Origin of the sequence: Nitrobacter sp., assembly GCF_051535235.1 — a bacterium.
In the GTDB taxonomy this organism is placed as follows: domain Bacteria; phylum Pseudomonadota; class Alphaproteobacteria; order Rhizobiales; family Xanthobacteraceae; genus Nitrobacter.
Map to the genome: position 1 here is coordinate 195,465 of NZ_JBPPLZ010000001.1, position 25,899 is coordinate 221,363.

25 protein-coding genes and 1 pseudogene are annotated in these 25,899 nt (G+C 62.7%); 11 read left to right on the top strand and 15 right to left on the bottom strand.

The genetic code is table 11. The annotated features are described in order from the left end of the window. Positions 1–13 precede the first annotated feature (13 nt). Positions 14–2,521 carry a TonB-dependent receptor gene (locus ACS3WA_RS00990; protein ID WP_438276709.1) on the bottom strand — a complete coding sequence of 836 codons (2,508 nt, stop codon included), beginning with the start codon at positions 2,519–2,521 and terminating at the stop codon, positions 14–16. Between the two features lie 475 nt (positions 2,522–2,996). Between ACS3WA_RS00990 and exbB the strand changes: the two genes are divergently transcribed. From exbB to ACS3WA_RS01035, 9 genes are all read left to right on the top strand, one after another. Beyond that, positions 2,997–4,019 (top strand): tonB-system energizer ExbB, encoded by a 1,023-nt coding sequence (exbB, locus tag ACS3WA_RS00995; protein ID WP_438276710.1) that lies wholly within the window; start codon positions 2,997–2,999, stop codon positions 4,017–4,019. Positions 4,020–4,063: 44 nt separating this feature from the next. Then, complete coding sequence (exbD, locus tag ACS3WA_RS01000) at positions 4,064–4,477, top strand: TonB system transport protein ExbD (RefSeq protein ID WP_438276975.1); 414 nt, start codon at positions 4,064–4,066, stop codon at positions 4,475–4,477. Continuing rightward, a complete protein-coding gene (locus ACS3WA_RS01005) occupies positions 4,474–5,226 on the top strand; it encodes an energy transducer TonB (RefSeq protein ID WP_438276711.1) in 753 nt (250 codons plus the stop codon). The genes exbD and ACS3WA_RS01005 overlap by 4 nt, the downstream gene beginning before the upstream one ends. Continuing rightward, positions 5,223–7,634 (top strand): preprotein translocase subunit SecA, encoded by a 2,412-nt coding sequence (locus ACS3WA_RS01010; RefSeq protein ID WP_438276712.1) that lies wholly within the window; start codon positions 5,223–5,225, stop codon positions 7,632–7,634. Before ACS3WA_RS01005 ends, ACS3WA_RS01010 begins: the two co-directional genes overlap by 4 nt. Before the next feature lie 294 nt (positions 7,635–7,928). Then, positions 7,929–9,149, top strand: coding sequence for an amino acid ABC transporter substrate-binding protein (locus tag ACS3WA_RS01015; RefSeq protein WP_438276713.1), 1,221 nt, complete (start codon positions 7,929–7,931; stop codon positions 9,147–9,149). Positions 9,150–9,488: 339 nt separating this feature from the next. Further along, positions 9,489–10,352: a branched-chain amino acid ABC transporter permease gene (locus tag ACS3WA_RS01020; protein WP_438276714.1), complete on the top strand. Its 864-nt coding sequence runs from the start codon at positions 9,489–9,491 to the stop codon at positions 10,350–10,352. Further along, positions 10,349–11,296, top strand: a complete 948-nt coding sequence (locus ACS3WA_RS01025) for a branched-chain amino acid ABC transporter permease (RefSeq protein ID WP_438276715.1) — start codon at positions 10,349–10,351, stop codon at positions 11,294–11,296. Before ACS3WA_RS01020 ends, ACS3WA_RS01025 begins: the two co-directional genes overlap by 4 nt. Continuing rightward, entirely contained in the window at positions 11,293–12,027 is a 735-nt protein-coding gene (locus ACS3WA_RS01030; protein ID WP_438276716.1) for an ABC transporter ATP-binding protein, read from the top strand. The genes ACS3WA_RS01025 and ACS3WA_RS01030 overlap by 4 nt, the downstream gene beginning before the upstream one ends. After that, entirely contained in the window at positions 12,024–12,755 is a 732-nt protein-coding gene (locus tag ACS3WA_RS01035; protein WP_438276717.1) for an ABC transporter ATP-binding protein, read from the top strand. Before ACS3WA_RS01030 ends, ACS3WA_RS01035 begins: the two co-directional genes overlap by 4 nt. Positions 12,756–12,881: 126 nt before the next feature. Here the strand turns inward: ACS3WA_RS01035 and dusA are convergent, their stop codons facing one another. Next, positions 12,882–13,958, bottom strand: a complete 1,077-nt coding sequence (gene dusA, locus ACS3WA_RS01040; RefSeq protein ID WP_438276718.1) for a tRNA dihydrouridine(20/20a) synthase DusA — start codon at positions 13,956–13,958, stop codon at positions 12,882–12,884. A gap of 136 nt (positions 13,959–14,094) precedes the next feature. Next, positions 14,095–14,202: pseudogene (locus ACS3WA_RS01045) on the bottom strand (IS481 family transposase); the annotation flags it as partial. Positions 14,203–14,362: 160 nt separating this feature from the next. Between ACS3WA_RS01045 and ACS3WA_RS01050 the strand changes: the two are divergent. Next, complete coding sequence (locus ACS3WA_RS01050) at positions 14,363–14,596, top strand: hypothetical protein (protein WP_438276719.1); 234 nt, start codon at positions 14,363–14,365, stop codon at positions 14,594–14,596. Between the two features lie 336 nt (positions 14,597–14,932). On the opposite strand, the gene ACS3WA_RS01055 is transcribed toward ACS3WA_RS01050, so the two are convergent. The 12 genes from ACS3WA_RS01055 to rpmH form a co-directional block, all read right to left on the bottom strand. Further along, on the bottom strand, positions 14,933–15,385 hold the full coding sequence (locus ACS3WA_RS01055) for a hypothetical protein (RefSeq protein ID WP_438276720.1): 453 nt from the start codon (positions 15,383–15,385) through the stop codon (positions 14,933–14,935). Further along, positions 15,385–15,627, bottom strand: coding sequence for a hypothetical protein (locus ACS3WA_RS01060; protein ID WP_438276721.1), 243 nt, complete (start codon positions 15,625–15,627; stop codon positions 15,385–15,387). Before ACS3WA_RS01060 ends, ACS3WA_RS01055 begins: the two co-directional genes overlap by 1 nt. Before the next feature lie 262 nt (positions 15,628–15,889). Next, positions 15,890–16,471, bottom strand: a complete 582-nt coding sequence (locus tag ACS3WA_RS01065) for a phosphorylase family protein (RefSeq protein WP_438276722.1) — start codon at positions 16,469–16,471, stop codon at positions 15,890–15,892. Continuing rightward, the gene (dapE, locus tag ACS3WA_RS01070) at positions 16,468–17,637 is read right to left on the bottom strand and encodes a succinyl-diaminopimelate desuccinylase (RefSeq protein WP_438276723.1); all 1,170 of its coding nucleotides are present in this window, start codon (positions 17,635–17,637) and stop codon (positions 16,468–16,470) included. The genes ACS3WA_RS01065 and dapE overlap by 4 nt, the downstream gene beginning before the upstream one ends. Before the next feature lie 88 nt (positions 17,638–17,725). Next, positions 17,726–18,571, bottom strand: coding sequence for a 2,3,4,5-tetrahydropyridine-2,6-dicarboxylate N-succinyltransferase (dapD, locus tag ACS3WA_RS01075; RefSeq protein WP_438276724.1), 846 nt, complete (start codon positions 18,569–18,571; stop codon positions 17,726–17,728). 68 nt (positions 18,572–18,639) lie between these two features. After that, positions 18,640–19,353, bottom strand: coding sequence for a pyrimidine 5'-nucleotidase (locus tag ACS3WA_RS01080; protein ID WP_438276725.1), 714 nt, complete (start codon positions 19,351–19,353; stop codon positions 18,640–18,642). Next, positions 19,350–20,246, bottom strand: coding sequence for an acetylglutamate kinase (gene argB, locus ACS3WA_RS01085; protein ID WP_438276726.1), 897 nt, complete (start codon positions 20,244–20,246; stop codon positions 19,350–19,352). Before argB ends, ACS3WA_RS01080 begins: the two co-directional genes overlap by 4 nt. Positions 20,247–20,340: 94 nt before the next feature. Further along, positions 20,341–20,730 carry a DUF423 domain-containing protein gene (locus ACS3WA_RS01090; protein ID WP_438276727.1) on the bottom strand — a complete coding sequence of 130 codons (390 nt, stop codon included), beginning with the start codon at positions 20,728–20,730 and terminating at the stop codon, positions 20,341–20,343. After that, the gene (yihA, locus tag ACS3WA_RS01095; RefSeq protein WP_438276728.1) at positions 20,727–21,380 is read right to left on the bottom strand and encodes a ribosome biogenesis GTP-binding protein YihA/YsxC; all 654 of its coding nucleotides are present in this window, start codon (positions 21,378–21,380) and stop codon (positions 20,727–20,729) included. Before yihA ends, ACS3WA_RS01090 begins: the two co-directional genes overlap by 4 nt. Positions 21,381–21,555: 175 nt before the next feature. Then, positions 21,556–23,388 (bottom strand): membrane protein insertase YidC, encoded by a 1,833-nt coding sequence (yidC, locus tag ACS3WA_RS01100; protein ID WP_438276729.1) that lies wholly within the window; start codon positions 23,386–23,388, stop codon positions 21,556–21,558. A gap of 73 nt (positions 23,389–23,461) precedes the next feature. Further along, entirely contained in the window at positions 23,462–23,797 is a 336-nt protein-coding gene (rnpA, locus tag ACS3WA_RS01105) for a ribonuclease P protein component (RefSeq protein ID WP_438273891.1), read from the bottom strand. Between the two features lie 23 nt (positions 23,798–23,820). Next, positions 23,821–23,955 carry a 50S ribosomal protein L34 gene (gene rpmH, locus ACS3WA_RS01110; protein ID WP_006609582.1) on the bottom strand — a complete coding sequence of 45 codons (135 nt, stop codon included), beginning with the start codon at positions 23,953–23,955 and terminating at the stop codon, positions 23,821–23,823. A gap of 312 nt (positions 23,956–24,267) precedes the next feature. Between rpmH and ACS3WA_RS01115 the strand changes: the two genes are divergently transcribed. Next, positions 24,268–25,746, top strand: a complete 1,479-nt coding sequence (locus tag ACS3WA_RS01115; protein WP_438276730.1) for an ATP-binding protein — start codon at positions 24,268–24,270, stop codon at positions 25,744–25,746. Positions 25,747–25,899: the final 153 nt, after the last annotated feature.

The window sequence follows — 25,899 nt, forward strand, 5'->3', positions numbered from 1 at the left end:
GCATTGCCGCCGACTACTTGCTCACGTAACGCGCAGCCTTCACCGGATAATCGACAACCGGCGGCGGCGGCTCGAAGCGATAGCGATAGGTCAGGACAGCGGAACGACCGGCCGCCGGAACCGCATGGCCGCCGTAGTATTGTGCGTAGTAGTGCTCATCCGTCAGATTGTAGATGTTGAGTTGCAAGGTCGATTCCCTTGTGACCTTGTAGTTCGCCATCAGATCGAACTTCCAGTATGAGGGCACATAGATCGTGTTGGCCGTGTTGGCAAAGGCCTTCGATTGATAGGTGGCGCCTCCGCCGACCGTCAGTTGCGGCGTGAAATCATAGGTGGTCCACAGGCTGAAAGCCTGCTCCGGCGTGTTAGGCAACTGCTTGCCGACCGAATAGCGATCCGCCGCCGAAGCCGTCACGGGAACGTTGACGATCTTGGAATCCTGGTAGGTGTAGCCGGCGAAGATCTGCCACAGGTCGGTCAGTTTTCCTGCCAACCCGGTTTCGAAGCCTTGCACCCGCTGCTCGCCCGCCAGGATGGTGGGCATGGTCGCCGCGTCCGGTCCGGCATTGGCGATGCGCGCGTTCTCCTTGAGGATATGGAACAGCGCCGCCGTATAGCTCAGCCGTCCCTGCAGGAAATCGATCTTGGTGCCGACCTCCGTCGTGGTGCTGGTTTCAGGCGCCAGCGATACCGTGCCCGAGGTCAGCGTTCCGAATTCCGCCGACGGATTGAACGCCGTGCCATGCGCCACATAGACGCTGGACTGCTCGGTCGGATGGAAAACACCGCCGACACGCCAGCTCGTCTGCCGGTCATGCGAATCCAGCGCTCGGTTGGCGGGCGTCGCGTTCAGCGGATCCCGATAAGACGCGGTGACATCGTCGTAGCGGACCGCGCCAAGCAACTCGAAATACCGGTTGATCTTGATCTGATCGGACGCATAGACCGCGATCGTGTCGAGATTGGTGCGATTCACGTTACCGAACGGACTCTGATAGACCGGTTGCGATACCGGATCGATCACGCTGGTCCGGCAATAGACGCCCGGGGTCGATACACACCAGAAATTTGTTCGCCCACGCTGGTAGCGGGTCTGATGGCTGGCCTCGATGCCGGTGGCGAGGGTATGGGTCAGCCCCCAGGTGTCGAATTTTCCGACGAGATCGGTCTGGTTGATCAGCAGAGTGTCGTTGGTCTGCGTATTCCAGTGCTCCTGCGACAAGGTCATCTGATCGACGGGATAATTATAGAACGCCGGAGAAAGCGGGCTGGCCGCCGTGTTCGTGAAGGCGGTATTCGCGCTGCTGCCAAGGCCGCGCGGCGGCGTCGGCGCGGCATAGCGCTGGTTATCGACATACCGCGTGGCGTTGGTCAGCTTGAAGCCGTTGTCGAAGTCGTGGTCAAACTTGAGCGTCGTGATGTTGGTGGTGGTCTCCACGAGATCGCGATATGGCCCGACCGTATTGCCGTAGAAGGTATTGCGCGGCACCGGTATCGGCGTGACGGCGCGACCGTTGCCATAATAGCCCGCGGTGACCCCCGTGCCGGCCGCGTTCACCTGAGGCGCAGGCAACCATGGATGACCGTAGTCGGGAACGCTTTCTTCGCCCTGATAAATATGACTCAGCGTGATCTTGTCGCGGTCGGTCACATCGAAAGCGACCGATGGCGCGACGCCCCAACGTCGCGTGAAAACATTGTCGCGATCCGGCGTGGGAACGTCCTGATAGAGCGCGGCGATACGGCCGGCGACGTTGCCCTGCTTGCCGCTGGCGTCGATGGTGCCGCGATAGCCTGCAGCGCTGGTACCGCTGATCGCTCCGTCGAAGAACGTCGCGCCGGTCGGAAGCTTGGAAACCGTATTGATCGCGCCGCCGGTCGAGCCGCGGCCGAACGCGAACGAGGACGGCCCCTTGAGAACTTCGACGCGATCGTCGCTGAACAGGTCGCGGTTGTACCAGCCGGGATCGCGCAAGCCGTCGCGATACATGTCGCCGCGCGCGGTGAAGCCGCGGATGAACGGGCTGTCGCCCTGCTGTCCGCCTTCGCCGGCGCTGAACGTGATGCCCGGCACCGTCCGCAGGGCTTCCTCCATGCTGGTGAGATTCTGATCCCGAATGACCTGCTGCGTCACCACGTTGACGGTTTGCGGGGTGTCGCGCAGCGGCGTGCCGATGCGTGAAATACCGGCCTGCGCGGGAGCCTGATAACCGGTGACGCCATGTCCGTCGCCGATGATGGGGTTGATCTGAACATTGCTTGGCGAAGGCGCGACAACCGGCGCCGGCGCCGCCCGTACCGGCGCACGATGCGCGGTTCTTTTCTTGGCCTGCCGCTTCGGCGCGGTGACGCGAACCTGCGGAAGATCGTCGGCGCTGGTCGCCGGTTGAGCATCTGCGGAGTCGGGAATCAACATCACCGCGGCGATGCCGATCATCGCCTTGCTCCAACCCACGACCGACGACTGTCCCGTCACGTCGCCGTTCGTACTACCCGCGTCACCTACCGATGAAATACCCATTCGCCCCACCCATCCTTGAAGATTGCAGACATCGATTGCAGACATCACGGGAGCAAATCGCATCCGCGACATGTCGTTCGTCATTAACTAAAAAACCTTCGTCGGCAACATTCACGTGCTGCAATTTGCAGCAGTCTGTAGAGGTTCTAGTTTTCATTGCCTTGGATTGCTACGGAATGTCGCAGGCTCATCGGTGTCGCGATATCGCAGCGCGCATTCGCGCCTGGCTTTTCGGGATCGCCGAGCAGGATGGTGCGGGGCAGCAACCTGTTGTGACGGGACAGCGAATCAAAGCCGGCCGGCGCATTAACCTTGCCGTTGCGTCCCGCGTCTTAAAGAGATTCTAAAACTCTCGCGCCGTTTCTCTGTTTGATTCAAAAAATACAGACGGTAGACCAACCTCGGATGCCTTCGCATCCGTTTTCGTCACTGCGCGAACAGTCCAGAGCAGCGCATCAATATAGAGTTTGCCAACATGAAGCTGTCTCTGAACCTTCCGAACAATAACAATAAAATGGCGCGCAACGAGCGAACGCGCGCCGCAAGGGCTTCTGCGATCGCGCTCGTCTGTCTTTTGACGTTTTCGTTCGCGCCTCATGTCGTTGACGCGCAATCCCTGGCGCCTCCATCCGGACAAGCTCCGGTAGCCACGCAGTCAGTTTCGCCTGCGCCACAGATCGCCCAGCCTTCATCGCAGCCCGCGTCCCAGGCGTCGCCCACAGAGCAGCAGACTGCGCCGTCCCCCACGCCGATGGAGCATCAGGCTCTGCCCGCAACGGAAGTGGCCGAAGCCCCCGAGCCGATTCTGCCACATGAACTGACGCCAATCGGCATGTTCATGGCCGCCGATTACATCGTGAAGGCGGTGATGATCGGCCTGGCCTTCGCTTCGGTCGTGACCTGGTCGGTGTGGCTTGCAAAAACGATCGAATTGCTCGGCGCGCGAAGCAAGCTCATGCGGGACCTCCGCAGCGTCGAAGGTGCGCGCTCCCTCGAAGAGGCCAACAAAACGCTGGAGAACTCCGGCAGCGACATCGCGATCCTGACTCACGCCGCCCGCGACGAGATTCGTCGTTCGCAGGACGCCATGATCCATGACGGCGTCAAGGAGCGGATCGCTTCGCTGTTCAGCCGCATCGAGGCGGCCGCGGCGCGGCGCATGACGCGCGGCACCAGCATTCTGGCCACCATCGGATCGACCGCGCCGTTCGTCGGACTGTTCGGCACGGTCTGGGGCATCATGAATGCCTTCATCGGCATCTCGAAATCGCAAACCACCAATCTCGCCGTCGTCGCGCCCGGCATTGCCGAGGCATTGCTGGCGACAGCGATGGGACTCGTCGCGGCGATCCCGGCGGTGATGGTCTACAACATGTTCTCGCGCTCCATTAACAGCTACCGCGGCTTGCTGGGAGACGGCTCGGCGGAACTGATGCGCATGGTGAGCAGGGATCTCAACCGGGCGGAAATGGTTCCTCATCAGCGAGCCGCGGAGTAACGCGCGTGGGCGTTTCGCTTCAGCAATCATCCTCCGAAGACGAGATGGCGCAGGTCAGCGACATCAACGTGACGCCATTCATCGACGTCATTCTGGTCCTGCTGATCATCTTCATGATTGCCGCGCCGCTGGCGACGGTCGACATTGCCGTCGACCTGCCGGCGTCGACGGCAACGAAACAGCCGCGCCCCGACAAGCCGATCTTCGTCACCATGAAGGCCGACCGCACGCTCGCTGTCGGCGAAACCCCGATCTCGCGCACCGGCCTTGCAGGTTCACTCGATGCCCTCACGTCATCGGATCGGACCAAGCGGCTGTTCGTTCGCGCCGACAAGACCGTCCCCTATGGCGATGTGATGACGCTGATGAACGACCTGCGGGCTGCCGGCTATCTCAAGATTGCATTGGTCGGGCTTGAGTCTGCGGGCGGAACGCAATCAGTCGGAGTTCCGCAATGAGTATGCCGCGCCGCTATCGCAACATGACACGGAACGAGTTGCTGCGCTGGGGCACCTGCTTCGTCGCCATGCTGTCGCTCCATGGCGCTGTCGCGGCCGCCCTGCTCATGACTCCCGCGGAAGGCGATACATTCGATACCGTCACGGCGATCGAGGTGGATTTTACCACCGAGTCCTTCCGTGACGCCGAGGCGCGGGACGTCGCGCCGGGCGAAGAGCAGATGCAGACCGACGAGGCTCCTCCGCCTCAGGAGAAGGCGGAAGTCAAGACGGAGAAGGTGCCGGAGCCGGAGCCGCCGCTTCCGCAGGTCGCCGAACCCGACGTTGCGCTGGAAACAACTCCTGAGAAGAAGCAGGAAGAGGAAAAGAAGGAAGAGAAGGAAAAGACGCCGAACGCGACGCCCCCGCTGGTTGCGGCGTCGGCCACGACGGCGCCGACGGCCGCGGCCTCGCGCAAGGCAAGGCTGGTGAGCTGGAAACGCCAGTTGGCCCTTCACCTGCAGCGAAGCAAGCGATATCCCCACGAAGCCCAGAGACGTCACGAGACCGGCACGTCGCGGGTGTCCTTCGTCGTTGACCGCCAGGGCCACGTCATCTCCAGCAAAATCGTTAAAGGCAGCGGATCCGACGTCCTCGATCGCGAAACACTCGACCTCCTGCAACGCGCCCAGCCGTTACCCGAGCCTCCAACCGAGGTCGGCGGCACACAATTCGCTTTCACGATGCCGATCCTTTTTGAGTTTCGATGATCCTGCGCCTGGCTGGGCGCGCGCTGAATTTCGGCACTCGCCGGAAACTGACACGATACGAAACGACGGCCCGCCGGATTCTCTCTCTGGAAGCAGATCACCGGCGGCTGTCTGCCGGCGCGTTGCGCGATCGTGTCGCCGAATTGCGGCAGCAAGTCCGGGCCGGCACTCCCCTCGATGAGATCAAGGAAGAAGTCTTCGCGCTGGCTCGCGAGGCTTCTCACCGCGCGCTGAACCAATATCCCGTTCCGGCGCAGATCATCGGCGCTCTCGCGCTTCACGATGGCTGCATCGCCGAGATGAAGACCGGCGAAGGCAAAACGCTGACCGCCACGCTGGTCTGCGCACTCCATGCCTTGACCGGCGAAGGCGTCCACGTCGCCACGCCGAACGACTATCTGGCCGAGCGCGACGCCGGCTGGATGCGCCCGGTTTACAATTTGCTGGGACTGAGCACCGGCGTCATCACCCAGGAGATGGACGACGACAGTCGGCGCGAGGCCTATCGTTGCGATATCACCTACGGGATCGCCAGCGAATTCGGCTTCGACTATCTGCGCGACAACATGAAATTTTCCGCCGCGGAAACCGTCCAGCGCGGCCATGCCTTCGCGTTGGTCGACGAGGCCGACGCCACCCTGATCGACGATGCTGGCATGCCGCTGGCGCTGTTCGGCCCGCTTGGCGATCACTCGGGCTTCTATCAGGCGATCGATGCCGTCATCGCCTCATTGCAGCCCTCGCATTACGAGATCGATTCCCGGCGTCGCGTCGCATTGACCGAAGCGGGATACAGCGAAGTCGAGCAGCGGCTGCGAGAACAGGGACTGCTGAAGGCTTCAACGACGCTGCATGACATCGGATCGATCTCGCTGCTCCATCATGTCGTGCAATCGCTGCGGGCTCATGCCGTGCTCGTCCGCGACCGTGACTACGTCATCGAGAACAGCGGCGTGACCATTGTCGACAGGCTGACCGGCCGCCCAATGCCGGGACGACGCTACGACGAAGGATTGCATCAGGCACTCGAGGCCAAGGAAGGCTGCGCCATCGGCGAGGAGACCCATACGCTCGCGGCGATCACGTTCCAGACCTATTTCCGTCGTTACGCCAGGCTTGCCGGCATGACCGGCACGGCGACGGCGGACGCCGAGGAATACAACGAGATCTACGGCCTCGATGTGATCTCCATTCCGACGCACCGCCTGATGATCCGCATCGACGAATCCGTGCTTCACGCCACTGCCGCCGGCAAAATGCGGGCGATCCTGCGGGATTTGGAAGACGCGGCCTCGCGCGGCCAGCCCGTGCTGATCGGCGCTCCGTCCATCGAACGATCGGAAGCGCTGGCGGCGATGCTTGAAGCCAACGGCTGGCGACAACGTCACGCGCAGACGGAGCGCGACGCCACGGCGCGCACCTTCGCGGTGCTCAACGCCAAACATCACGCCCGCGAGGCCCAGATCATCGCCGAGGCCGGCGCGCCCGGCGCGGTGACGATCGCCACCGCAATGGCCGGCCGCGGCACCGATATCCGGCTTGGCGGCGAACATGCGGACGAAGCCGCCCGCGCCCGGGTGATCGCCGCCGGCGGGTTGCTGGTCATCGGCACCACGCATCATGACCACGGTCGGATGGACGAACAGTTGCGCGGCCGTGCCGGACGACAGGGTGATCCAGGACGCTCCATCTTCCATGCCTCGCTGGAGGACGAGTTTCTGACCAACGCTGCAATCAGCGTGCCACGACCTGACCAGAACGCACCCGTCGCGCCTGCGGTCGCGACCCGCCTGATCCGCGCCGCGCAGAAGCGGCATGAGATCCGCAGCTTCGATCGACGTCTCGGACTTCTGCGATTCGACGCGATCATCCAGCGCCAGCGCGAGGAGTTCTACGATTTGCGCCGCAATATCCGCGACGGCAACGACACGCTGACATTGGCGACGCGCCTCCGCCATGAGACGATCGACGATCTGATCGACCGCTTCGCAGCGCCGGCCGCCCCATGGGATATCGCCGGACTGGATCACGCCGTCCGGTCCGTCCTGACCCTCGCCGTCGATATCAATCCGCCATCTGCCGATCCCAAGGCGGCTGCGCAAGCTCTCGCACAGCATATACGCGCCATGGCCGACCGCTGGATCGACGGCAAGATCGCCTGCATGGGCGAATCCATGTTCGTCGACATCCTTCGCCGGGTGATGATGGCGCTGATCGATCACCTCTGGTCGGAGCAATCGGACCGTCTGGATCATCTCAAGCGCCGGATCGGGGATCGCCGGCTTCCGCCGCACAAGGTCGTCGCGGAATTCCAGCTTGAAGCGTTCGCGCTGTTCGAACGGATGATCGCCGATTTCCGCCGCGAAGTGACGGCCTATGCCATGCGGGTGGGCATCCTTCCGACCTGACCGCTTGCCCCGTCGAAAGGCGCCATGCGCTCTCCTTCCTCGGCCATATCGACGAAAGCCTTACTTGACGCCGGCGCGAGGCGCCCTGAGGGTATCGAAGTGCGTGAGATCGCGCACCACGCCGGCCGCACCGCAACGCGGGTCCGGCCGTCATCGGAGGTTGGAACCAAAGTGCTAGCGCATTGGTTGTATGGGTCTCCGGGGCATCCTCCAGCAGCATTCCCGCCGGGCAATTGACCGCGAGCAAATACAAGACCCGGGAAAACGGGCATCGAAGATGAGGAGGTTCGTCACATGCTGAAGTTTTCCGGTTTGCCGGCCACCCTGGCCGCCGCTGCCGTTGCGATGACGCTCGGTGCAATATCGTCCGGTCCGGCCCTGGCAAAGGACATTGTCCTGGGGGCATCAGTGCAGCTCACGGGACCCGTCGCCAATACCGGCCGGTATTATCGCGACGCCTATCAGCTCGCCGTCGACAAAATCAACGAGGCGGGCGGGGTCAAGATCGGCAACGAGACATACCAGCTCGTGCTCAAGCTTTACGACAATCAGTCCGACGTCAATTTGAGCGTGCGCCAATACACCCAACTGGTTTCAAGGGACAAGGTGAATTTCCTGCTCGGACCGTTCGCAAGCAATTTCGCGCTGGCGGATTCGGCGGTATCGGAGAAGTACCAGATTCCGATGGTCCAGGGCGGCGGCGCCTCGGACCAGATCTTCGCGCGCAAGTTCAAGTATATTTTTGGAACGCTGGCGCCGGCCAGCAACTATTTCGGCTCGACGATAGAGATGATGAAAGGGCTCGATCCACTGCCGAAATCGGTGGCCCTGCTCTATGCCGACGATGCCTTCGACGTCTCGGTCGCGGATGGGACGCGGCCCAAATTGAAGGCGGCGGGATTCACCATCGCCATGGATGAACGCTACAGCACCAACGCGACGGACTTCAACTCACTGCTCTCGCAGATCAAGAGCAAGAACGTCGATGCGGTGCTGGTAGCCGGCCACGAAACCGAAATTCTCAATTTTGTGCGGCAGGCGAAGAGTCTTGCGGTCGCTCCGAAGATGTATTCCTTCACGGTCGGTGTTCCGAGCGAGGACTTCCGCAAAGCTCTCGGCAAGGACGCCGACTATGCTTTCGGCATGGCGGCATGGCTGCCCTCCGCCGACCTCAAGGACCGCTGGTTCGGCGACGCGGCGCAATTCGCCTCGGCCTTCAAGGCGAAGTTCAACTATGATCCGGACTATCATGCCGCGTCCGGCGCCGCCGATGTCGAGGCTTTGGTGAAAGCCATGGAAGATGCCGGCTCGATCGACCCGGCCAAGGTGCGTGATGCGTTGGCGAAAGTGAAGTTCGAAAGCCTTTACGGCCAGATCGAGTTCGATGAAAACGGCCAGATCGATCTGCCGCAGACCGTCATTCAGGTTCAGGGCGACGCGCTGGTGGCGATTCAGGGCGTGCACGGCAAAATCGCGCCGCCGAAATATCCGATGCCGGCCTGGAACGCGCGCTAGCGGAGCGGATTCGGCATGCGCGGCCAGATCGGCCGCGCACCGGATGAATATCAAGACGAACGTCAAAGACGAACATCAAAGAGGCACCAATATCCAAATGGTCTGGGGAGACTGACATTCGCAAAAGGCCCCGCTCAAACGGGATTCGAATGTCAGCGCGCATTCCGCAAAGGCGGATACCGGTTTTGCGATCAGAATACGCGCAAGTCATTGCAGGTTATTGATCGAGAGCGTTTCCGTCGCGCTAACCGGATTCCACTGAGCCGGAAAATGCTCTAGGGTCGGACGACTGGAAGCAAATCGCGAACGATCGCGGGCTGAACAGGGGCACGGACGACGTTGGATCTGCTCGGGCAAGTCCTCATCAATGGCGTCCTTCTGGGCGGGCTGTACGCCATGATGGCGCTCGGGCTTGCGCTGGTCTGGGGCGTCCTGAATATCGTCAACCTGGCGCACGGCGCATTTATCATGCTGGGCGCCTACGTATCGCTGTATCTCTTCACCTACGCGCATATCGATCCGTTCCTCGGACTGCCGATCACCGCGGTGGTGATGTTCGCGGTCGGGTATTGCGTCCAGAGGGGCATTCTGAACCTGGTCGTCCGCGCCCCGATGTTCAACACGCTGCTGATAACGTTCGGGCTGGAAGTCGTGCTGACCTATCTCGCCCAACTCACCTTCTCGGCCGATTTTCGCACCATCAATCCCACTTATGCCGGCGACAGCATCGTGCTGGGGCCGGTCGTCCTGCCGCTGGCGCGGCTGCTGGCCTTTGGCGTGGCCATCGCACTGACGGTCGGCATGTGGCTGTTCCTGCTGCACACGAGGCTCGGACGCGCGATCCGCGCCACCGCGCAGAACCTGGTGGCGGCCCGTCTCTATGGCGTCGAGCCGCGGCATCTTTACGCCGTCACCTTCGGTATCGGAATTGCGCTTGCGGGAGCGGCCGGCGGCCTCTACGGAACGGTCTCGCAGATCAATCCCTATATCGGCGCGGCGTTGACCGCGAAATCATTCGCGATCGCGATCATCGGCGGGCTCGACAATCCGCTCGGCGTGATCGTCGGCGGGCTGTTTCTGGGAATTCTGGAATCGCTGGCCGCGCTTTACGTCGGGCCGACCTATGCCGACGTGGCAAGCTTCGGCGTGCTGGTGCTGGTCCTGATCGTGCGGCCGACCGGCCTGCTCGGAAAAGCGGCGTGACGGCGCTGCGCATCATACTCATCCTGGCGGCGCTCGCCGTGCTCGCGGCCGTCCCATGGTTCGGATCCGATGTTCTGATCCAGTTCGGCATCAACGCCCTGCTGCTGGCCGTTCTGGCGCAGGGCTGGAACATCATCGGCGGCTATACCGGCTATGCGTCCTTCGGCAATTCGGTGTTCTACGGGCTGGGCAGCTACGGCGTGGCCATCGCGATGGCGCAGTGGCAATTGCCGTTCGCCGTCGGCCTCGTGTTCGGCGTCGTGCTTGCCGTCGCCTTCGCCGTTCTGCTCGGTATTCCGGTCCTGCGACTGAGGGGGCACTATTTCGCGATTGCGACTCTGGCGCTCGCTCAGGTCATGACCGCGATCGTCTCCAACGTGGAACTGGCCGGCCAGAACATCGGGCTTGTTTTGCCGCCGCTCAACAACGATCGTCTCTTCTACGAGTTGTCCCTTGGGCTGCTGGTGCTGGCGACGCTGACTGTTTTCTGGCTGACGCGCAGCCGCTTCGGTTTCGGATTGATCGCGATCCGCGAAAACGAAGAAGGTGCGGAAGTGATGGGCGTCAATACCACATTATACAAGACGCTGGCGTTTGCACTGTCGGGCGTTTTCAGCGCGCTGGCCGGAGGCATCCATGCCTACTGGGTCACGTTCATCGATCCGGAGAGCGCGTTCGATATCAGCCTGAACGTCAAGATGATCATCATGGCGGTGTTCGGCGGACCCGGCACCGTCCTGGGGCCGGTAGTCGGCGCGCTTTCGCTCTCCGCAATCTCCGAATTCCTGTCGAGCGAGGTCACAAGCGTCGCAGGACTTTTCTTCGGCATCGTCGTCGTGGCAGCGGTCGTCCTGATGCCGCGCGGCCTGGCAGACGTATTTCGGCGGTTCCGCAAAACGGGATGGCGCTATTTCGCTGAAAACATCCGGACACACCGGCTATGACCCCGGCCCTCGAAATCAAGCGTGTCACCCGCCGCTTCGCCGGCCTGATCGCGGTCAACGATGTCAGCTTCCTGCTGCAGCCTAGGGAAATCCTCGGAGTGATCGGCCCGAATGGAGCCGGCAAGACGACGCTCATCAGCCTGATCAGCGGAACGCTCGCGCCTACTTCTGGCGATGTCCTTTTCGAAGGGCAGTCTCTCGCCGGCATGCCGGCCTATCGTCGCGCTCGGCTCGGCATCGGACGCACCTTCCAGATCATGCGGCCGTTTCCCGGTCTGTCGGTCCTGGACAACGTCGCCGTCGGCGCCCTGTTCGGTCACGGCGGAGGGCATGCGAAACTCGCGAAAGCTCGCGAGCAGGCCCGCGCTCAACTGGATTTCGTCGGGCTCGGCAAGTTCGTCGATCAACGCGCGGACGAGTTGGGAGGCCCCGGCCGCAAGCGGCTGGAGTTGGCAAAGGCCCTGGCGATGCAGCCGAAGGTCCTGCTCTGCGACGAGGTCATGGCCGGGCTGAACCTGGTCGAGATCGACGAGGTAATCGCGGTGATCCGCAAGGTCCGTGATACTGGTATCAGCGTTCTAGTCATCGAACACGTCATCAAGGCGATCAAGAGCCTGTCGGATCGGCTGCTGGTCTTGCACCATGGCGAAAAGATCGCCGACGGCGAACCCGGCAGCGTGCTCGCAAACCAGACCGTCGTCGAGGCGTATCTCGGCAAGAGGCGGATATGAACGCGAAGTCCGCGGTCAGAAAGCCTCTGCTTGACGTCCGCGCGGTCAGCGCGGGCTATGGCGGAATGCCGGTCCTGCAAGACGTCGCTCTCACGATCTATCCGGCGGAGATCGTGGCGCTGGTCGGCAGCAACGGCGCGGGCAAAACGACCTTGCTGCGCACGCTGTCGCGCGTGCTGGCCACAACCGGCGGCATCGTCATGAACGGCCATGACCTGATGCCGATGACCTCCGACCAGGTCTTTGCCGCCGGACTGGTCCAGGTTCCGGAAGGCCGCCAGCTTTTCGACCGCATGAGCGTTCAGGACAACCTGCTGATGGGCGCCTACAGGCGAACCGACAAGGCTGCCGTCGCGCGCGATCTCGATCGGATGTATGCGATGTTTCCGCGCCTGTCGGAGCGGCGGCGGCAGCTCGCGGGAAGCATGTCGGGCGGCGAGCAGCAGATGTGCGCGATGGCGCGGGGCCTGATGGCGGGGCCGATCCTGCTCATGATCGACGAGATGAGCCTGGGACTGGCGCCCGTTATCGTCGAACAGTTGATGGAGGTCCTGACCACGATCCGCGACGAAGGCGTGACGGTGTTGCTGGTCGAACAGGACGTCAATCTGGCGCTTTCGACGGCCGACCGGGGCTACGTGATGGAGACCGGCCGCATCGTTCATAGCGGCCCGGCCAAACAGCTCATCGACGATCCCGAAGTGCGTCGCGCCTATCTCGGGCTTTGATCGGCGTTTTTGGTCGTGAGGGATTGAGGGTACCGCAGTCATCGATCTGGTCGATATGCGATCAAAAAGACTTTCGATGAATAACTTGCGCGGAGTCGGATCCGCGAACCGGCATCCATCCTCGAGTCAAGCCTGAGGACATGCCTCACTCGAAAGTGCCATAGTCTCGTCCACCAGCGCAATCGCTGCGCGCAGCACGCCGAGGCCAGCGCCGTCCTTCACGCCATTCTCGGCGAGATGGCGCCGAAACGCCCGTGCACCCGGCACGCCATGAAATGCGCCGACGAAATGCCGGGTGATGGAATGTAGTCGCACGCCGCCGGAAAGTTGATCCTCGATGTAAGGCATCATGGCCTCCAGCGCGCGCTTCATCGTGGTGTGCCGCGCCGCCTCGCCGAACAGCTCGGGATCGACCTGCAGCAGACGCCATGGCTCCTGATAGGCGGCGCGGCCCAGCATGACGCCGTCGACGTGCGCCAGATGTTGTTTCGCTTCCGAAATTTCCCCGATACCGCCGTTGACGACGACGGGCAAATCGCGCAGCGATGCCTTCAACCGGTAAACCCTGTCATAGTCGAGCGGCGGAACATCGCGATTCTCTTTCGGAGACAGTCCCTGAAGCCATGCCTTGCGCGCGTGGATAATCAGCGCATCGGCGCCGGCGGCCGTAACCTTGCGAGCGAAGATATCGAGACCGGATTCCGTATCCTGATCGTCGATCCCGATCCGGCACTTCACGGTGACCGGTATCGATACCGCGCGTTTCATGGCGTCAACGCCTTCGGCGACCAGATCCGGCTCGGCCATCAGGCAGGCGCCGAAGCGTCCGTCCTTCACCCGGTCGGACGGACAGCCGACGTTGAGATTGATTTCGTCGTAGCCGAAATCCTCGCCGATGCGCGCGGACGCCGCGAGATCATCCGCGCGCGATCCGCCAAGCTGAAGCGCAACAGGATGCTCGACATCGCTGAACCCGAGCAAGCGTTTCCGCGCACCGTGAATGATCGCACCGGTGGTCAGCATCTCCGTATAGAGCCGCGCGTTGCACGTCAGCAGACGATGGAACACACGGCAATGCCGATCGGTCCAATCCATCATGGGCGCTACGGAGAAAAGCCGCGACGAGTCCGTCTGACGGCGTCCAGATACGTCCAATTTATCCAACCGCTTCCTTGTTATTCCGCTTGCCTCGCCCAAGATCATGGTCGCTCATATTTGCCTGAAAACGGCGTAACGAAGTGCAACATGGGGCTACGCGAGCGTCATGTTGCACGTTGAGGCCGGCATGGGAACCACCATCTCCAGCAAACGCAAGGCGGGTACCTTGGGTCACAGGGTAGTTGATACCATAGCGTTGGGCTGAAGCCCTCAGTCTCTCTTGACTATGTTGTATCGCTCGACGTGTCGCCTCTGTGGTCGTAGCGCTGCCGTGCAGAACCAGGCTCATAGAGAGATCACAATCGCTCAGGACGCACAGGTCATTCAAGCTTTTCGTCTGCGAGTCGAAGACAGCGTCTGTGACTGTCGTCATGGAGCGTTCCGGACCGCAAGGACATGCTGCACCCTGGTTGCGGAAATAGTTCCGCGCCTAACAGAGGTGAACTCAGATGACACATGATACGAACGGTAATGCAGCAATCCGCGAGCTTTCCATCGAAGAACTCGACTCCATAGCGGGAGCCAAGTTTAGCTGGGGCGATTTGGTCGGCGCGATGGCGGCCGGAGCCGTGACCGGTGCTGCCGGCGGTGCGGCGGCCACGGGTGGCCCCGGCGCCGCGCCCGGGGCCCTTGGCGGCGGTCTGCTTGGCGGCATCGGATACTGCATCCAGCAGATCTTTTAAGTCTGCTGACGATCCAAAGCGGGGCTCCCGGATCGTCCGGTTCAGGAGTCCCACTTTGGCGGAGAGTTGAACTCACTCAACGCAAGCCAATGAACGGAGATTACAATGCAAGAACCTCAGGAGTTGACCGATAACGAACTGGATTCCGTATCCGGGGGAAATCGCAGTGATGCCCCGACAAGCGCTTCGGATGCCGCTTCCGATTTCGTGAAGTGGCTTCTGGACCACCTTCACGTGCCTGCCAGGTCGGGCGGCCCTATTCTGTAGGCCAGTCCTGCTTCGCAACCATGAATGCAATATTCGATGCGAGGTCCTTAAAATAAGGACCTCGCATTTTTATTCATCGTCTGCGATCCGCTTCTCGTCTGCCGTCGGATTGGGCTTGTCAGTGATCACTTGCGGACAACGGAGGCAAGCGTTCCGGCCTTCCTGACGAAACCAGCGGCAGGTCGGACGGATTTGGCAGGGCGGCAGGGCGTTGACGACGGGAACCAAACCTTCGACGATTCGTTGGGCGAGCGTGCATGTATTGCCCTCGAAGTGTTTGCAACCGGTCATCGCGCAAGGCGCCGCGATACGAAAGATTTCGGTCGGTTTCGCCGCCCCTGAGAGGGCCAATAGCTCCTCAGAGACTGCCTGCGTCTCGGTCAGGTAACCTATGCGGGGTGCGTCTGCAGTGCCGGTGCGTACACCGTAGACCCGAGCATCTTTGGCGCCCGCCTGAGCACTCGGACAATCGAGGGTTTCCAAGGTCAGGCGGGCCCCTCCTTTTGGTGGAGCGTACGACATCAGGCGGCTTTGATCGACGTGAGGAACGGCGACTTGACAGGTGGGGCAATGACGCCGGTCGTGGCCCCACCGATGATCGTGCCCAGACCGCCGATGTCCCGCAGCGACCCCGCTACGTTGACGAGACCGCCAACTACCGCTTCGAGCTGATCGGGCGTCAAGGCAATGGGTGCTTCGAGAGCAGGATTGAACGGCTCTTTCGGCCGTCTGGTCGTCATGTCGGATAGCGAAAATTTCGGCATAGATATCTCCTTTGTGAACTAAACCGGCTCTTCAGCCGGCGCGGTCATATTGGAGTGCCTTCCCGGGAGGGTCAGTGACGTCGGTCACGGACGAGGGTCCGCCACCCACGGCCCCCATCGAACGCAACAGGACGTTCCCGACGTCCGCCTCGCATCGCGGAAAACTACCGGCGCAGGATCGAGCGCCGGACCACTGCTCATCCCATTCTGACGATGCGCTTGAGGCCGCCTCGGCCATCCCTGATGGTCATCGATCGTATCGTTATGACCTGGCGAGAGGCGCCGAGGATCGTATCCGTTCCAGCGCTTCCCAGAACAGGCTCTCGCCGTCCTTCACGTTGGCGGTCCAGTCCTGATGCGCGAGGTCGTTGGCGTCGTCGGTGATGAATTTGAACGCACGCCACGGCAGGCCGTGACTCCGGCAGACCTGCGCGATCGCAAACAATTCCATGTCGACGACGTCAATCCCGTTCTCGATCAGCCAGGGATCCGACGTGGTGACGAAGCTGTCGCCGGTGCCGCAGACGACGCCGGCCTGATCCGAGGTCAAAAGATCGAGCTCCGGTGCGAACGGTGTGCGCCCGCGCGGCGCCAGCGGCATCGCCATCATGTCGCGCTGGACCACGCCGGACACCTCCACCAGACCTTGCAGCGTCTCGTTGATCTTTCCCGCGGTGCCGTAATTGATGACGAGCGCCGGGCGCATCGTCAGCAACGCAAGCGCCGTTGCGCTGGCCGCGTTGATCTTGCCGACGCCGGTATAGACCACCCTGACGCCAGCGGGCGCGCGCGTTTTGTCGAGCTCGTCGTCGATGGCGGTGAGCACGAGGATCTCGCCGCTCATGCGAAATAGCGATCCAGCACGCCGCGATAGATTCGCGTCAGCTTGTCGAGATCGGCCACGGGCGTGCGCTCGTCGATCTGGTGCATGGTCTGACCGACAAGGCCGAATTCGATCACCGGGCAATAGTCCTTGATGAAACGCGCATCCGACGTGCCGCCGCCGGTGTTCAGCTCGGGTCTGCGGCCGGTCACCTCCTCGATCGCCGCGACCACGAGATCGGTGAACGGGCCCGGTCTGGTGACGAACACGTCGGCATTCGAAGGCTCCCAGACGATGCGGGTTCGAATGCGGTTGCCCGCGGCCTTGGCGACCCGCGCCTCGATCAGCGCACGCAGCGATTCCTGGTTGTGATGGTCGTTGAAGCGGATGTTGAACTTCGCCCGCGCCTGCCCGGGAATCACGTTCGTTGCGGGATTGCCGACATCGACCGAGGTGAACTCCAGATTCGACGGCTGGAACTGGGTGCTGCCCTGATCCAGCGGCTCGCTGACCAGCGCGGTGATCAGCGCGGCGATATCCGGGATCGGATTTGCCGCACGATGCGGATAGGCGACATGGCCCTGCACGCCGTCGACATAAAGCGTGCCGGACTGCGAGCCGCGACGGCCGATCTTGATGCAATCGCCAAGCTCCGCGACGTTGCTGGGCTCGCCGAGCACGCAGTGGTCGAATTTCTCGCCGCGCGCCGCCGCCCATTGCATCAGCTTGACGGTGCCGTTGACGGCGATGTCTTCCTCGTCGCCGGTGATCAGGAACGAGATCGAGCCGTTGCCGTCTTTCCCCGGATGGCCGCCATGCGCCGCCAGATAATCCAGCGCGGCGGCGACGCTGCAGGCGATTCCGCCCTTCATGTCGACCGCGCCGCGCCCGTAGAGAAAGCCATCGACGACCTCGCCCGCAAAAGCGCCGTGCGTCCACGCAGCTTCCTCGCCGGAGGGCACGACATCGGTATGGCCGGCGAACGCGACATGGGGGCCGCTCGTGCCGATGCGGGCATAGAGATTGTCGATGTCGGCTGTGCCCGGCTCACTGAAGGTGAGCCGGTGCACCTCGAACCCGGCCACCTTGAGCAGCGTCTCCAGCACGCCGAGCGCGCCGGCATCCGCGGGCGTTACCGACCGGCAACGGACGAGATCGCGGGCGATGGAGAGCGCGTCGGCTGCCATAGGTGGTCCGTTATTGATGGAGCATGATCTCATCCGAAAACCGGTTCCCACTTTGCGCTAACGCGGCCCTTCGGGTCGGGATCATGCTCTAGTCCCGCAGCAGTTCGTTGATGCCGGTCTTGGAGCGGGTGCGCTCGTCGACGCGCTTGACGATGACCGCGCAGGCGGTGGACGGACCGGGCTGGCCGCTCTTGAGCGGCTTGCCCGGCAGCGCGCCCGGCACCACCACGGCATATTCCGGCACTTCGCCCATGAAGACCTCGCCGGTTTCGCGGTCGACGATCTTGGTGGAGGCGCCGAGGAACACGCCCATCGACAGCACCGCGCCCTTGCGCACGATCACGCCTTCCGCCACTTCCGAGCGCGCGCCGATGAAGCAATCGTCCTCGATGATGACAGGGCCGGCCTGCAGTGGCTCCAGCACGCCGCCGATGCCCGCGCCGCCGGAGATGTGGACGCGCTTGCCGATCTGGGCGCAGGAGCCGACCGTGCACCACGTATCAACCATCGTGCTTTCGTCGACATAGGCGCCGAGGTTGACGAACGACGGCATCAGCACCGCGTTCTTCGCGATGAAAGCCGAGCGGCGTACGATCGCGCCCGGCACGGCCCGAAAGCCGGCGTCGCGAAACCGCTTCTCGTCCCAGCCCTCGAATTTCGACGGCACCTTGTCCCACCACGCGGCCTTGCCGGGGCCGCCGGGGATCGTGGTCATGTCGTTGAGGCGGAACGACAGCAGCACGGCCTTCTTGAGCCACTGGTTGACGGTCCACTTGCCGTCCGCCGCGCGCTCGGCGACACGGACCTCGCCCTTGTCGAGCAGGCCGAGCGCCTGATCCACCGCGTCGCGAACCTCGCCCCTGGTCGCGGGAGTGACGGTGTCGCGAGCCTCGAAGGCGGCGTTGACGGCGGACTCAAGGGAAGCGAGAGACATCGGATTTCCTGTGGCTCACTGCATGTACAGCTGTCTAAGCGGTGTTCTCTTGGACCGGAACGGACCTGTCAAGCCGAGCGGGTCGTCAGCCCCGCCAGAAACCCGGCCAGATCGTCGGTGACGTGGTCGACATGCGGCGCGCCCTGCCCTTCCAACTCCCAGTCCTCGCGCACGACCTCGCGGGTGCCGTCCGGCACGACCAGAACGGTGGTCATGCCGAGTTGATGCGGGACGGCGAGGTTGCGCGCCAGATCCTCGAACATCGCGGCCTTCGCAGCATCGACGTGGTGCCGTTCGAGAAAGCGGCGATAGGTCTGCGGCGACGGCTTCGGCTCCAACTCGGCCGCGATGATGTCGAACACCGCCTCGAAGTGGTGGCCGAAGCCAAGCCGCTCCAGCACCTTGCCGGCGTGAGCGGTCGAGCCGTTGGTCAGGATCAGCTTGCGGCCGGGCAGCATTTCGAGCGCCGCGCCCATCGCCGGATTGGCTTCGAGCGGCGAGTGGTCGATCTGATGGACGTAAGCGAGATAGTCGTCGGCGGAGACGCCGTGCTCCGTCATCATGCCGCGCATGCTGGTGCCGAAGCGCTTGTAGTAGTCCTTCTGGATACGCCGGGCCTCGATCGGATCGACGTCGAGAAACTGTCCGATGTACTCGCCGATCCTCGCGTCGACCTGCTGCCAGAGATTGACATGATGCGGATAAAGCGTGTTGTCGAGATCGAACACCCAGGTGTCGATGTGGCTGAAGCCGCGCTGCTGCTGTGGTCGCGCCTCGGTCACTTGTGGATCAGCGTCCCCGTGCCCTGGTCGGTGAAGAGCTCGAGCAGCACCGCATGCGGGGTCTTGCCGTCGATGATGACGACGCCGCCGACGCCCTGCTCGAGCGCGTAAATGCAGGTCTCGACCTTGGGGATCATGCCGCCCGAAATGGTGCCGTCGGCGATCAGCCTGCGCGCGTCGCTGATCGACAAATCCGGAATCAGCGTCTTCGACTTGTCGAGCACGCCGGGAACGTCGGTCAGCAGCAGCAGCCGCTTGGCCTTCAGCGCGCCGGCGACCGCGCCGGCGAAGATATCGGCATTGACGTTGAAGGTCTGGCCGCCTTTTGATGTCGCCAGCGGCGCCAGAACCGGAATCAGTTCGTGGCCGATCAACTGGTTCAGCAACGTCAGGTCGACGTTATCGGGTTCGCCGACGAAACCGAGATCGACGACCTTCTCGATGTTCGAATCCGGATCGGCCATGGTCCGCGTCGCCTTCGAGGCGGTGACCATGTTGCCGTCCTTTCCGCAGAGCCCGACCGCCTTGCCGCCGGCTTCGTTGATGTAGCCGACCAGTTGCTTGTTGATCGAACCGGCCAGCACCATCTCGACGATCTCGATGGTCGCCGCGTCGGTGATGCGCAGGCCCGCGGCGAATTCCGACTTGATGCCGAGTCGTTGAAGCATGGTGGCGATCTGCGGGCCGCCGCCATGCACCACCACCGGATTGATGGCGGTCTGCTCCAGAAGCACGATGTCGCGGGCGAACCGCCGGGCGACATCCTCCGAGCCCATGGCATGGCCGCCGTATTTGATGACGATGGTTTCTTCGTCATATTGCTGCATATGCGGCAGCGCCTCGGACAGGATGCGAGCCTGATCGAGCGGGCTGATTTTGGAGGCATCGGACATGAAGCGGGTCTCTTGGCCGGCGGGATGAATATCACGCCCATTCCACTAGCCGATTGGCGGCATGACCGCAAAGCCGCCGGCTCGCTTTCCGTCGTCAGGGCCGGGCCGTGGCGCGCGGCCAGACGGCGGCGATCGCGAGCACAAACCAGCTCAGGATCATCAGCGTTCCTCCTGACGGCGCGGCCATCGGGAAAAGCCGGTGTTTGAGGAATTGCAGCACCGTCAGGTCGGTGCTGAACAGGGTCGCGCCCACGACAAAGCCGCCGGCGGCGACAAGACCGAGACGCGGGTGAATGATCTGCCGATCGGCCAGAAGCACCGCCAGGATCGCGGCGGGGGCGTGAAACAGCAGCATCGAAGATGCCGACAGGACCAGCGTGCCGCCTGTCGTCACGTGAGCGGCAACCGCTCCAAGGATGACGCCGGCGGCGCCCATCAGTCCCGCTGCCAACACGATGATCCGAAACCAACCGAGGTGCGTCATCGCTGGTGTTCTCCAATCAGGCGGGCCACGGCGGCGCGCAATTCCGGCATCCCCGCTCCCGTGCGCGACGAGGTGACCAGCACATCCGGGAACGCCGCGGGATGTCTGGCGAGCAGCGTTTTGGTCGCCTCGATGCGCTCCGACAATTCAGCGGCCTTGACCTCGTCGGCCTTGGTCAGCACCACCTGGTAGCTGACCGCGGACCTGTCGAGCGTGGTCAGGATGTCCTGGTCGGTATCCTTGATGCCATGGCGGGAGTCGATCAACACGTAGACGCGCGCAAGACTGGCGCGCCCGAGCAGGAATTTGTGGATCAGCGAGGTCCACGACGCGATCCTGGCTTTCGGCGCCGATGCGAAGCCATAGCCGGGCATGTCGACCAGACGGACATCAGCGCCTTTCGGCCCCTCGAAGAAGATCAGCTCCTGGGTGCGGCCGGGAGTGCGGGAAGTCCGGGCCAGCGCGCTGCGGCCGGTCAGCGCGTTGATCAGGCTGGACTTGCCGACGTTGGAGCGGCCGGCGAATGCGACCTCGAGGCCGGCCATCGGCGGCAGCGCTTCGATCGACGGCGAGGCCCAGATGAATTGCCAGTCGCCGGCAAACAGCTTCCGGCCCCGCTCCATCAGCTCCGCATCGGTGTCCGTTGTCATGCGAGGGCTTTCAGAGGAGTCATTCCCGAGCTTGCGGCCCAATCGACCTTGCCGGTTCTGCGTCGGGCGAAGCAATCCAGCACGGCGCGGGCCGCTCCGGGACTGCTTCGTCGTGGTCGGGACGACGCTGCGCATCGCCCTCGAGCTTCGCGCGACGGCGACCATGACGACGACTCTATGTCGTCTTCGCCGGCTTGTCGGAGGATTTGCGGCGGAAGGTGGACTTCACGTTGTTGAACAGCTCCACCTTCACGCCATTGCGGCGCATGATGAAGCTCTGCTGGATCACCGACAGCGTGTTGTTCCAGGCCCAGTAGATCACGAGACCGGCCGGGAACGCCGCCAGCATGAAGGTGAAGATCACCGGCATCCAGTCGAAGATGATCTTCTGGGTCGGGTCCGGCGGCGTCGGATTCAGCTTCATCTGGAACCACATCGTGATGCCCATGATGATCGGCCACGCGCCGATCGCCAGATAGGGGCCAAGCAACGGCACCGCCGAGGGATCGTAGGGCAGCAACCCGAACAGGTTGAAGATGTGGGTCGGATCGGGGGCGGACAGGTCCTTGATCCAGGCGAAGAACGGCGCGTGACGCATTTCGATGGTGACGAACAGCACCTTGTAGAGCGAGAAGAACACCGGAATCTGCAAGACGACCGGAAGACAGCCCGAGATCGGGTTGATCTTCTCCTTCTTGTAGATTTCCATCATCTCCTGCTGCAGCTTCATCTTGTCGTCGGGAAAGCGTTCTTTCAGCGCATTGATCTGCGGCTGGACCGCCTTCATCTTCGCCATCGAGGCGTAGGACTTGTTGGCGAGCGGGAAGAAGATCAGCTTGACCAGCACGGTCACAAGCAGGATCGCGATGCCGAAATTGCCGAACAGGTGGAAGAAGAAATCCAGCGCGAGGAACATCGGCTTGGTGATGAAGTAGAACCAGCCCCAATCGATCAGCAGATCGAAATGGTTGAGGTCGAGCTGCTTGTTGTAGCCGCCGAGTTGCACGAACGGAAAATTGATGCCGACGACGCTGGCTTCCTTGGCGCCGGCGAACAGGCGCGTATTCGCCGAACCGCTGCCGCCGGCCGGGATGGTCTGCGCGTCCTCCAGATAGTCGGTCTGATAGGTCCTGACCTTGCCGACCTCGTTGGACGAGAAGCGGGCCTGCAATCGCGCGCTCGTGTCGGGCAGCAACGCCGAGGCCCAATACTTGTCGGTGATGCCGAGCCAGCCGTTGGTGACATTGAAGCTGACCGATTTGGCTTCGTCGATCTTCTTGTAGGTATATTCCTGCAACTTCTGGTCGCCGAGATAGCCGATAAGGCCTTCATGCAGGATGTAGTAGCCGGAAACTGCCGGCGTGCCGTGCCGTGAGATCAGCGCGAACGGGTACAACGTCACCGGCGCATTGCCGGCGTTGGTGACGTCATCCTTGATCGTGAACAGGTAGTGGTCGTCCACCGCGACGGTGCGACGGAAGGTCAGCCCTTCGCCGTTGTCATACTTCAGAGTGACCGGGGTCGACTGTGTCAGCGCGCCCGATCCTTCCTGCTGCCAAACCGTGTTCTGGTCCGGCAGCTTCACGGTCGATCCGGCGGCCGGAACCCATCCGAATTCGGCATAGTAAGGATGGGCGGTGCCGGAGGGCGAAAACAGCTCGATCGCTGGCGAGGCGGGATCGACCGTCTCGCGGAACTTGGTCAGCAAAAGATCGTCGATGCGCGCGCCCTTCAGCGAAATGCTTCCGCTCAGGCGAGAGGTGTCGATCTTGATGCGCGGGGTGGCCGCGATGGCGGCATCGCGGCTGACCGTCGTGGTCTCGGCCTCAGCGTGATCGGGTGCGGGCACATTTTTCGCCGGCTCGGTCCCGGACTTGTCCGTCTGGCTCTGCGCCTGCTGCGCGGCGCGATCCTTTTCCATCTGCGGGATGTTGTAGAAATACTGCCAGGCGATCAGGACGAGGCCCGACAGAACGACGGCGATGATGGTATTGCGGTTGTCAGACATCGTTCAGGATCTCGTCATTCGGTTCGGGTTGCAGCTCGGTTCGCCGTTGATACCGCCGATCTTGACGCCGCCATCATCCTGGATGCTGGCGATCGAGGCGACGGAACGCCGAACGCAGGTCATCGAGCATGACGGCGAAACCGCGGTCGAGCGCAGCACGGCGGCCGATTACCACATAATCGCTGTGCGGTCGCATGGATAAGGCGCCCACGCGCTTCACCAATTCGCGAAGCCTGCGGCGGATGCGATTTCGCTCGGTTGCGGTGCCGTTCTTCTTGGTCACCGTGAAGCCGATCCTGATCGGGCCGTCATCGTCGCGGCTGCGATTTTGCACCACGAAGGCGGGAGTGTTCACCCGCAGCCCGTTGGCAACGGCGAGGAAATCCGCCCGCTGCCTCAACCGCTCCATGTTGAAATCTCGGGGAGATTTGCTCAGGCGCTCAGGCGCTTGCGGCCGCGTGCGCGCCGCGCGGCAAGAACCTTGCGGCCGCCGGTCGTCGCGAGGCGGGCACGAAAGCCGTGGCGGCGCTTGCGCACCAGTTTGCTGGGTTGATAAGTCCGTTTCACGGGGGTCTCCGCTGACCGGGCAAGTCGCCTGATATTGAGGTTAAGCCCGGGAATGCCGACCCGAAGCAGGCCAATTTCGGCCCGAACGAGCCGCCCCGGTTGAAGCCGGGCCATCGCGGACAGTTGGCGCGGCTTATAAGGGAGCGACCTCTTTTCGTCAATCTTGCCCTGTAGCGTTTCCCCGCGCTGGCCGAATTGGCCAAATCGTGCATTGGGTTTATATTATTTACGTGTTTCAGCAGTTTTCCCGGGCGGCGGTTCGGGACAAATGCGGGTCACTGTCAGTTTGCCGCAGGTCTGCGGAGGGCAGCCGTGTCACAGGCGATCGAACAACTCCGGGTTCGGGCAGCGCGTTTGTCATTGCGCGGCCGGCTCGGCCTGTCCGGCAAGCTCCTGCTGCTGACGATCCCGCTGGTGATGATCGCTGAAATCCTGATCTATGTTCCCGCGATCGCCAACTTCCGGATGAACCGGCTCAACGATCGCCTGGCGGCTGCGAATACCGCCGCGCTGGTGCTCGACGCGGCGCCATCGGGCACGGTGCCCGATTCGCTCGCACGGCAAATTCTCGGCAGCATCGGCGCGCGGGCGGTCGCCATCAAGATGGGCCAGCAGCGCCGCCTGCTCGCCAGCGCGGATCTGCCGGCAGCGATCGACCATGACATCGACATCCGCACCATGACGCCGTGGTCGGCCGTTATGGGTTCGTTCGAAACCATGCTGGAGAGCGGCAACCAGGCGATCCGCATCATCGGACCGGGTCCGCGCGGTGCGCAGTTCATCGAAGTCGTCACCGACGAGGAGCCGTTGCGCCAGTCGATGTACCGTTTTTCGCGCAACCTGTTGCTGGTCTCGCTGACGATCGCGGTTCTCACCGCGGCGCTGGTCTATCTGGCGCTGCACTATCTGTTCGTCCGCCCGATGCGGCGTCTGACCGCGAATCTCGTGGGCTTCCACCAAAATCCCGAGAGCTCGGCGCGGATCATCGTGCCGTCGCAGCGCGGCGACGAAATCGGCGTCGCCGAACGAGAGCTCTCGGACATGCAGCGCGACCTCGTGTCGATGCTGCATCAGAAGAGCCGGCTCGCGGCGCTCGGCCTCGCGGTGTCGAAGATCAATCACGACCTGCGCAATCTGCTGGCGTCCTCGCAATTGCTGTCCGATCAGCTTGCCAGCGTGCCCGATCCGCGGGTGCAGCGGTTCGCGCCGAAGCTGATGCGCTCGCTGGAGCGCGCCATCGCGTTCTGCCAGTCGACACTGTCTTACGGTCGCGCGCAGGAGGCCGCGCCCGACCGGCGGAAAATAGCGATCGAGCCGATCGTCAACGAGGTGCGCGAGTCAACAGGACTTGCCGCGGAAGGGTCGATCACCTGGATCAACGCGATCGAGCGCGGCCTCACCATCGATGCCGATCCAGATCAGCTTTTCCGCATTCTGCTCAATCTGGTGCGCAACGCGGCGCAGGCTCTGGAAAGTCAGCCGCAAGGCGATGCCGCGGCCCGGCAGGTCAGGATTACAGGCCGACGCGAAGGTTCGGTTACGATCATCGAGATCTCCGATACCGGGCCCGGCGTCCCGCAACAGGCGCGCAATCATCTGTTCGAGGCCTTCCAGGGATCGGCGCGTCCAGGCGGCAGCGGCCTCGGCCTTGCGATCGCGGCGGAACTGGTGCGCGCACATGGCGGCGACGTCAATCTGGTGGAAGGCACCATCGGGGCGACGTTCCGGATCGCAATTCCCGATCGCCCGGTGGAATTGCAGACCATTCGCAACGAACGCGCGCGCGCCTAGACTCGCGATCACGTCCTCCCCGATCGCGGAGCGTATGCGGACTTACCACTCGTCTATCTCACCTTGACGCGTGCTTTCGGAGAACTCCGAAGATTTCCGTTTGCACATTGTGGTCATATCAGATTCACCGAATGACCGCACAAACCTCGGGCG

What these genes read in the sequence shown, in the direction of transcription:
- ACS3WA_RS01065 (WP_438276722.1), bottom strand. Translation starts at nt 16,471, where the DNA reads ATGAGCGGCGAGATCCTCGTGCTCACCGCCATCGACGACGAGCTCGAC.
- dusA (WP_438276718.1), bottom strand. Translation starts at nt 13,958, where the DNA reads ATGATCTTGGGCGAGGCAAGCGGAATAACAAGGAAGCGGTTGGATAAA.
- dapE (WP_438276723.1), bottom strand. Translation starts at nt 17,637, where the DNA reads ATGGCAGCCGACGCGCTCTCCATCGCCCGCGATCTCGTCCGTTGCCGG.
- rnpA (WP_438273891.1), bottom strand. Translation starts at nt 23,797, where the DNA reads ATGGAGCGGTTGAGGCAGCGGGCGGATTTCCTCGCCGTTGCCAACGGG.
- dapD (WP_438276724.1), bottom strand. Translation starts at nt 18,571, where the DNA reads ATGTCTCTCGCTTCCCTTGAGTCCGCCGTCAACGCCGCCTTCGAGGCT.
- ACS3WA_RS01015 (WP_438276713.1), top strand. Translation starts at nt 7,929, where the DNA reads ATGCTGAAGTTTTCCGGTTTGCCGGCCACCCTGGCCGCCGCTGCCGTT.
- ACS3WA_RS00990 (WP_438276709.1), bottom strand. Translation starts at nt 2,521, where the DNA reads ATGGGTATTTCATCGGTAGGTGACGCGGGTAGTACGAACGGCGACGTG.
- ACS3WA_RS01090 (WP_438276727.1), bottom strand. Translation starts at nt 20,730, where the DNA reads ATGACGCACCTCGGTTGGTTTCGGATCATCGTGTTGGCAGCGGGACTG.
- exbD (WP_438276975.1), top strand. Translation starts at nt 4,064, where the DNA reads ATGGCGCAGGTCAGCGACATCAACGTGACGCCATTCATCGACGTCATT.
- yidC (WP_438276729.1), bottom strand. Translation starts at nt 23,388, where the DNA reads ATGTCTGACAACCGCAATACCATCATCGCCGTCGTTCTGTCGGGCCTC.
- ACS3WA_RS01010 (WP_438276712.1), top strand. Translation starts at nt 5,223, where the DNA reads ATGATCCTGCGCCTGGCTGGGCGCGCGCTGAATTTCGGCACTCGCCGG.
- ACS3WA_RS01055 (WP_438276720.1), bottom strand. Translation starts at nt 15,385, where the DNA reads ATGTCGTACGCTCCACCAAAAGGAGGGGCCCGCCTGACCTTGGAAACC.
- argB (WP_438276726.1), bottom strand. Translation starts at nt 20,246, where the DNA reads ATGTCCGATGCCTCCAAAATCAGCCCGCTCGATCAGGCTCGCATCCTG.
- ACS3WA_RS01060 (WP_438276721.1), bottom strand. Translation starts at nt 15,627, where the DNA reads ATGCCGAAATTTTCGCTATCCGACATGACGACCAGACGGCCGAAAGAG.
- yihA (WP_438276728.1), bottom strand. Translation starts at nt 21,380, where the DNA reads ATGACAACGGACACCGATGCGGAGCTGATGGAGCGGGGCCGGAAGCTG.
- ACS3WA_RS01030 (WP_438276716.1), top strand. Translation starts at nt 11,293, where the DNA reads ATGACCCCGGCCCTCGAAATCAAGCGTGTCACCCGCCGCTTCGCCGGC.
- ACS3WA_RS01005 (WP_438276711.1), top strand. Translation starts at nt 4,474, where the DNA reads ATGAGTATGCCGCGCCGCTATCGCAACATGACACGGAACGAGTTGCTG.
- exbB (WP_438276710.1), top strand. Translation starts at nt 2,997, where the DNA reads ATGAAGCTGTCTCTGAACCTTCCGAACAATAACAATAAAATGGCGCGC.
- ACS3WA_RS01035 (WP_438276717.1), top strand. Translation starts at nt 12,024, where the DNA reads ATGAACGCGAAGTCCGCGGTCAGAAAGCCTCTGCTTGACGTCCGCGCG.
- ACS3WA_RS01050 (WP_438276719.1), top strand. Translation starts at nt 14,363, where the DNA reads ATGACACATGATACGAACGGTAATGCAGCAATCCGCGAGCTTTCCATC.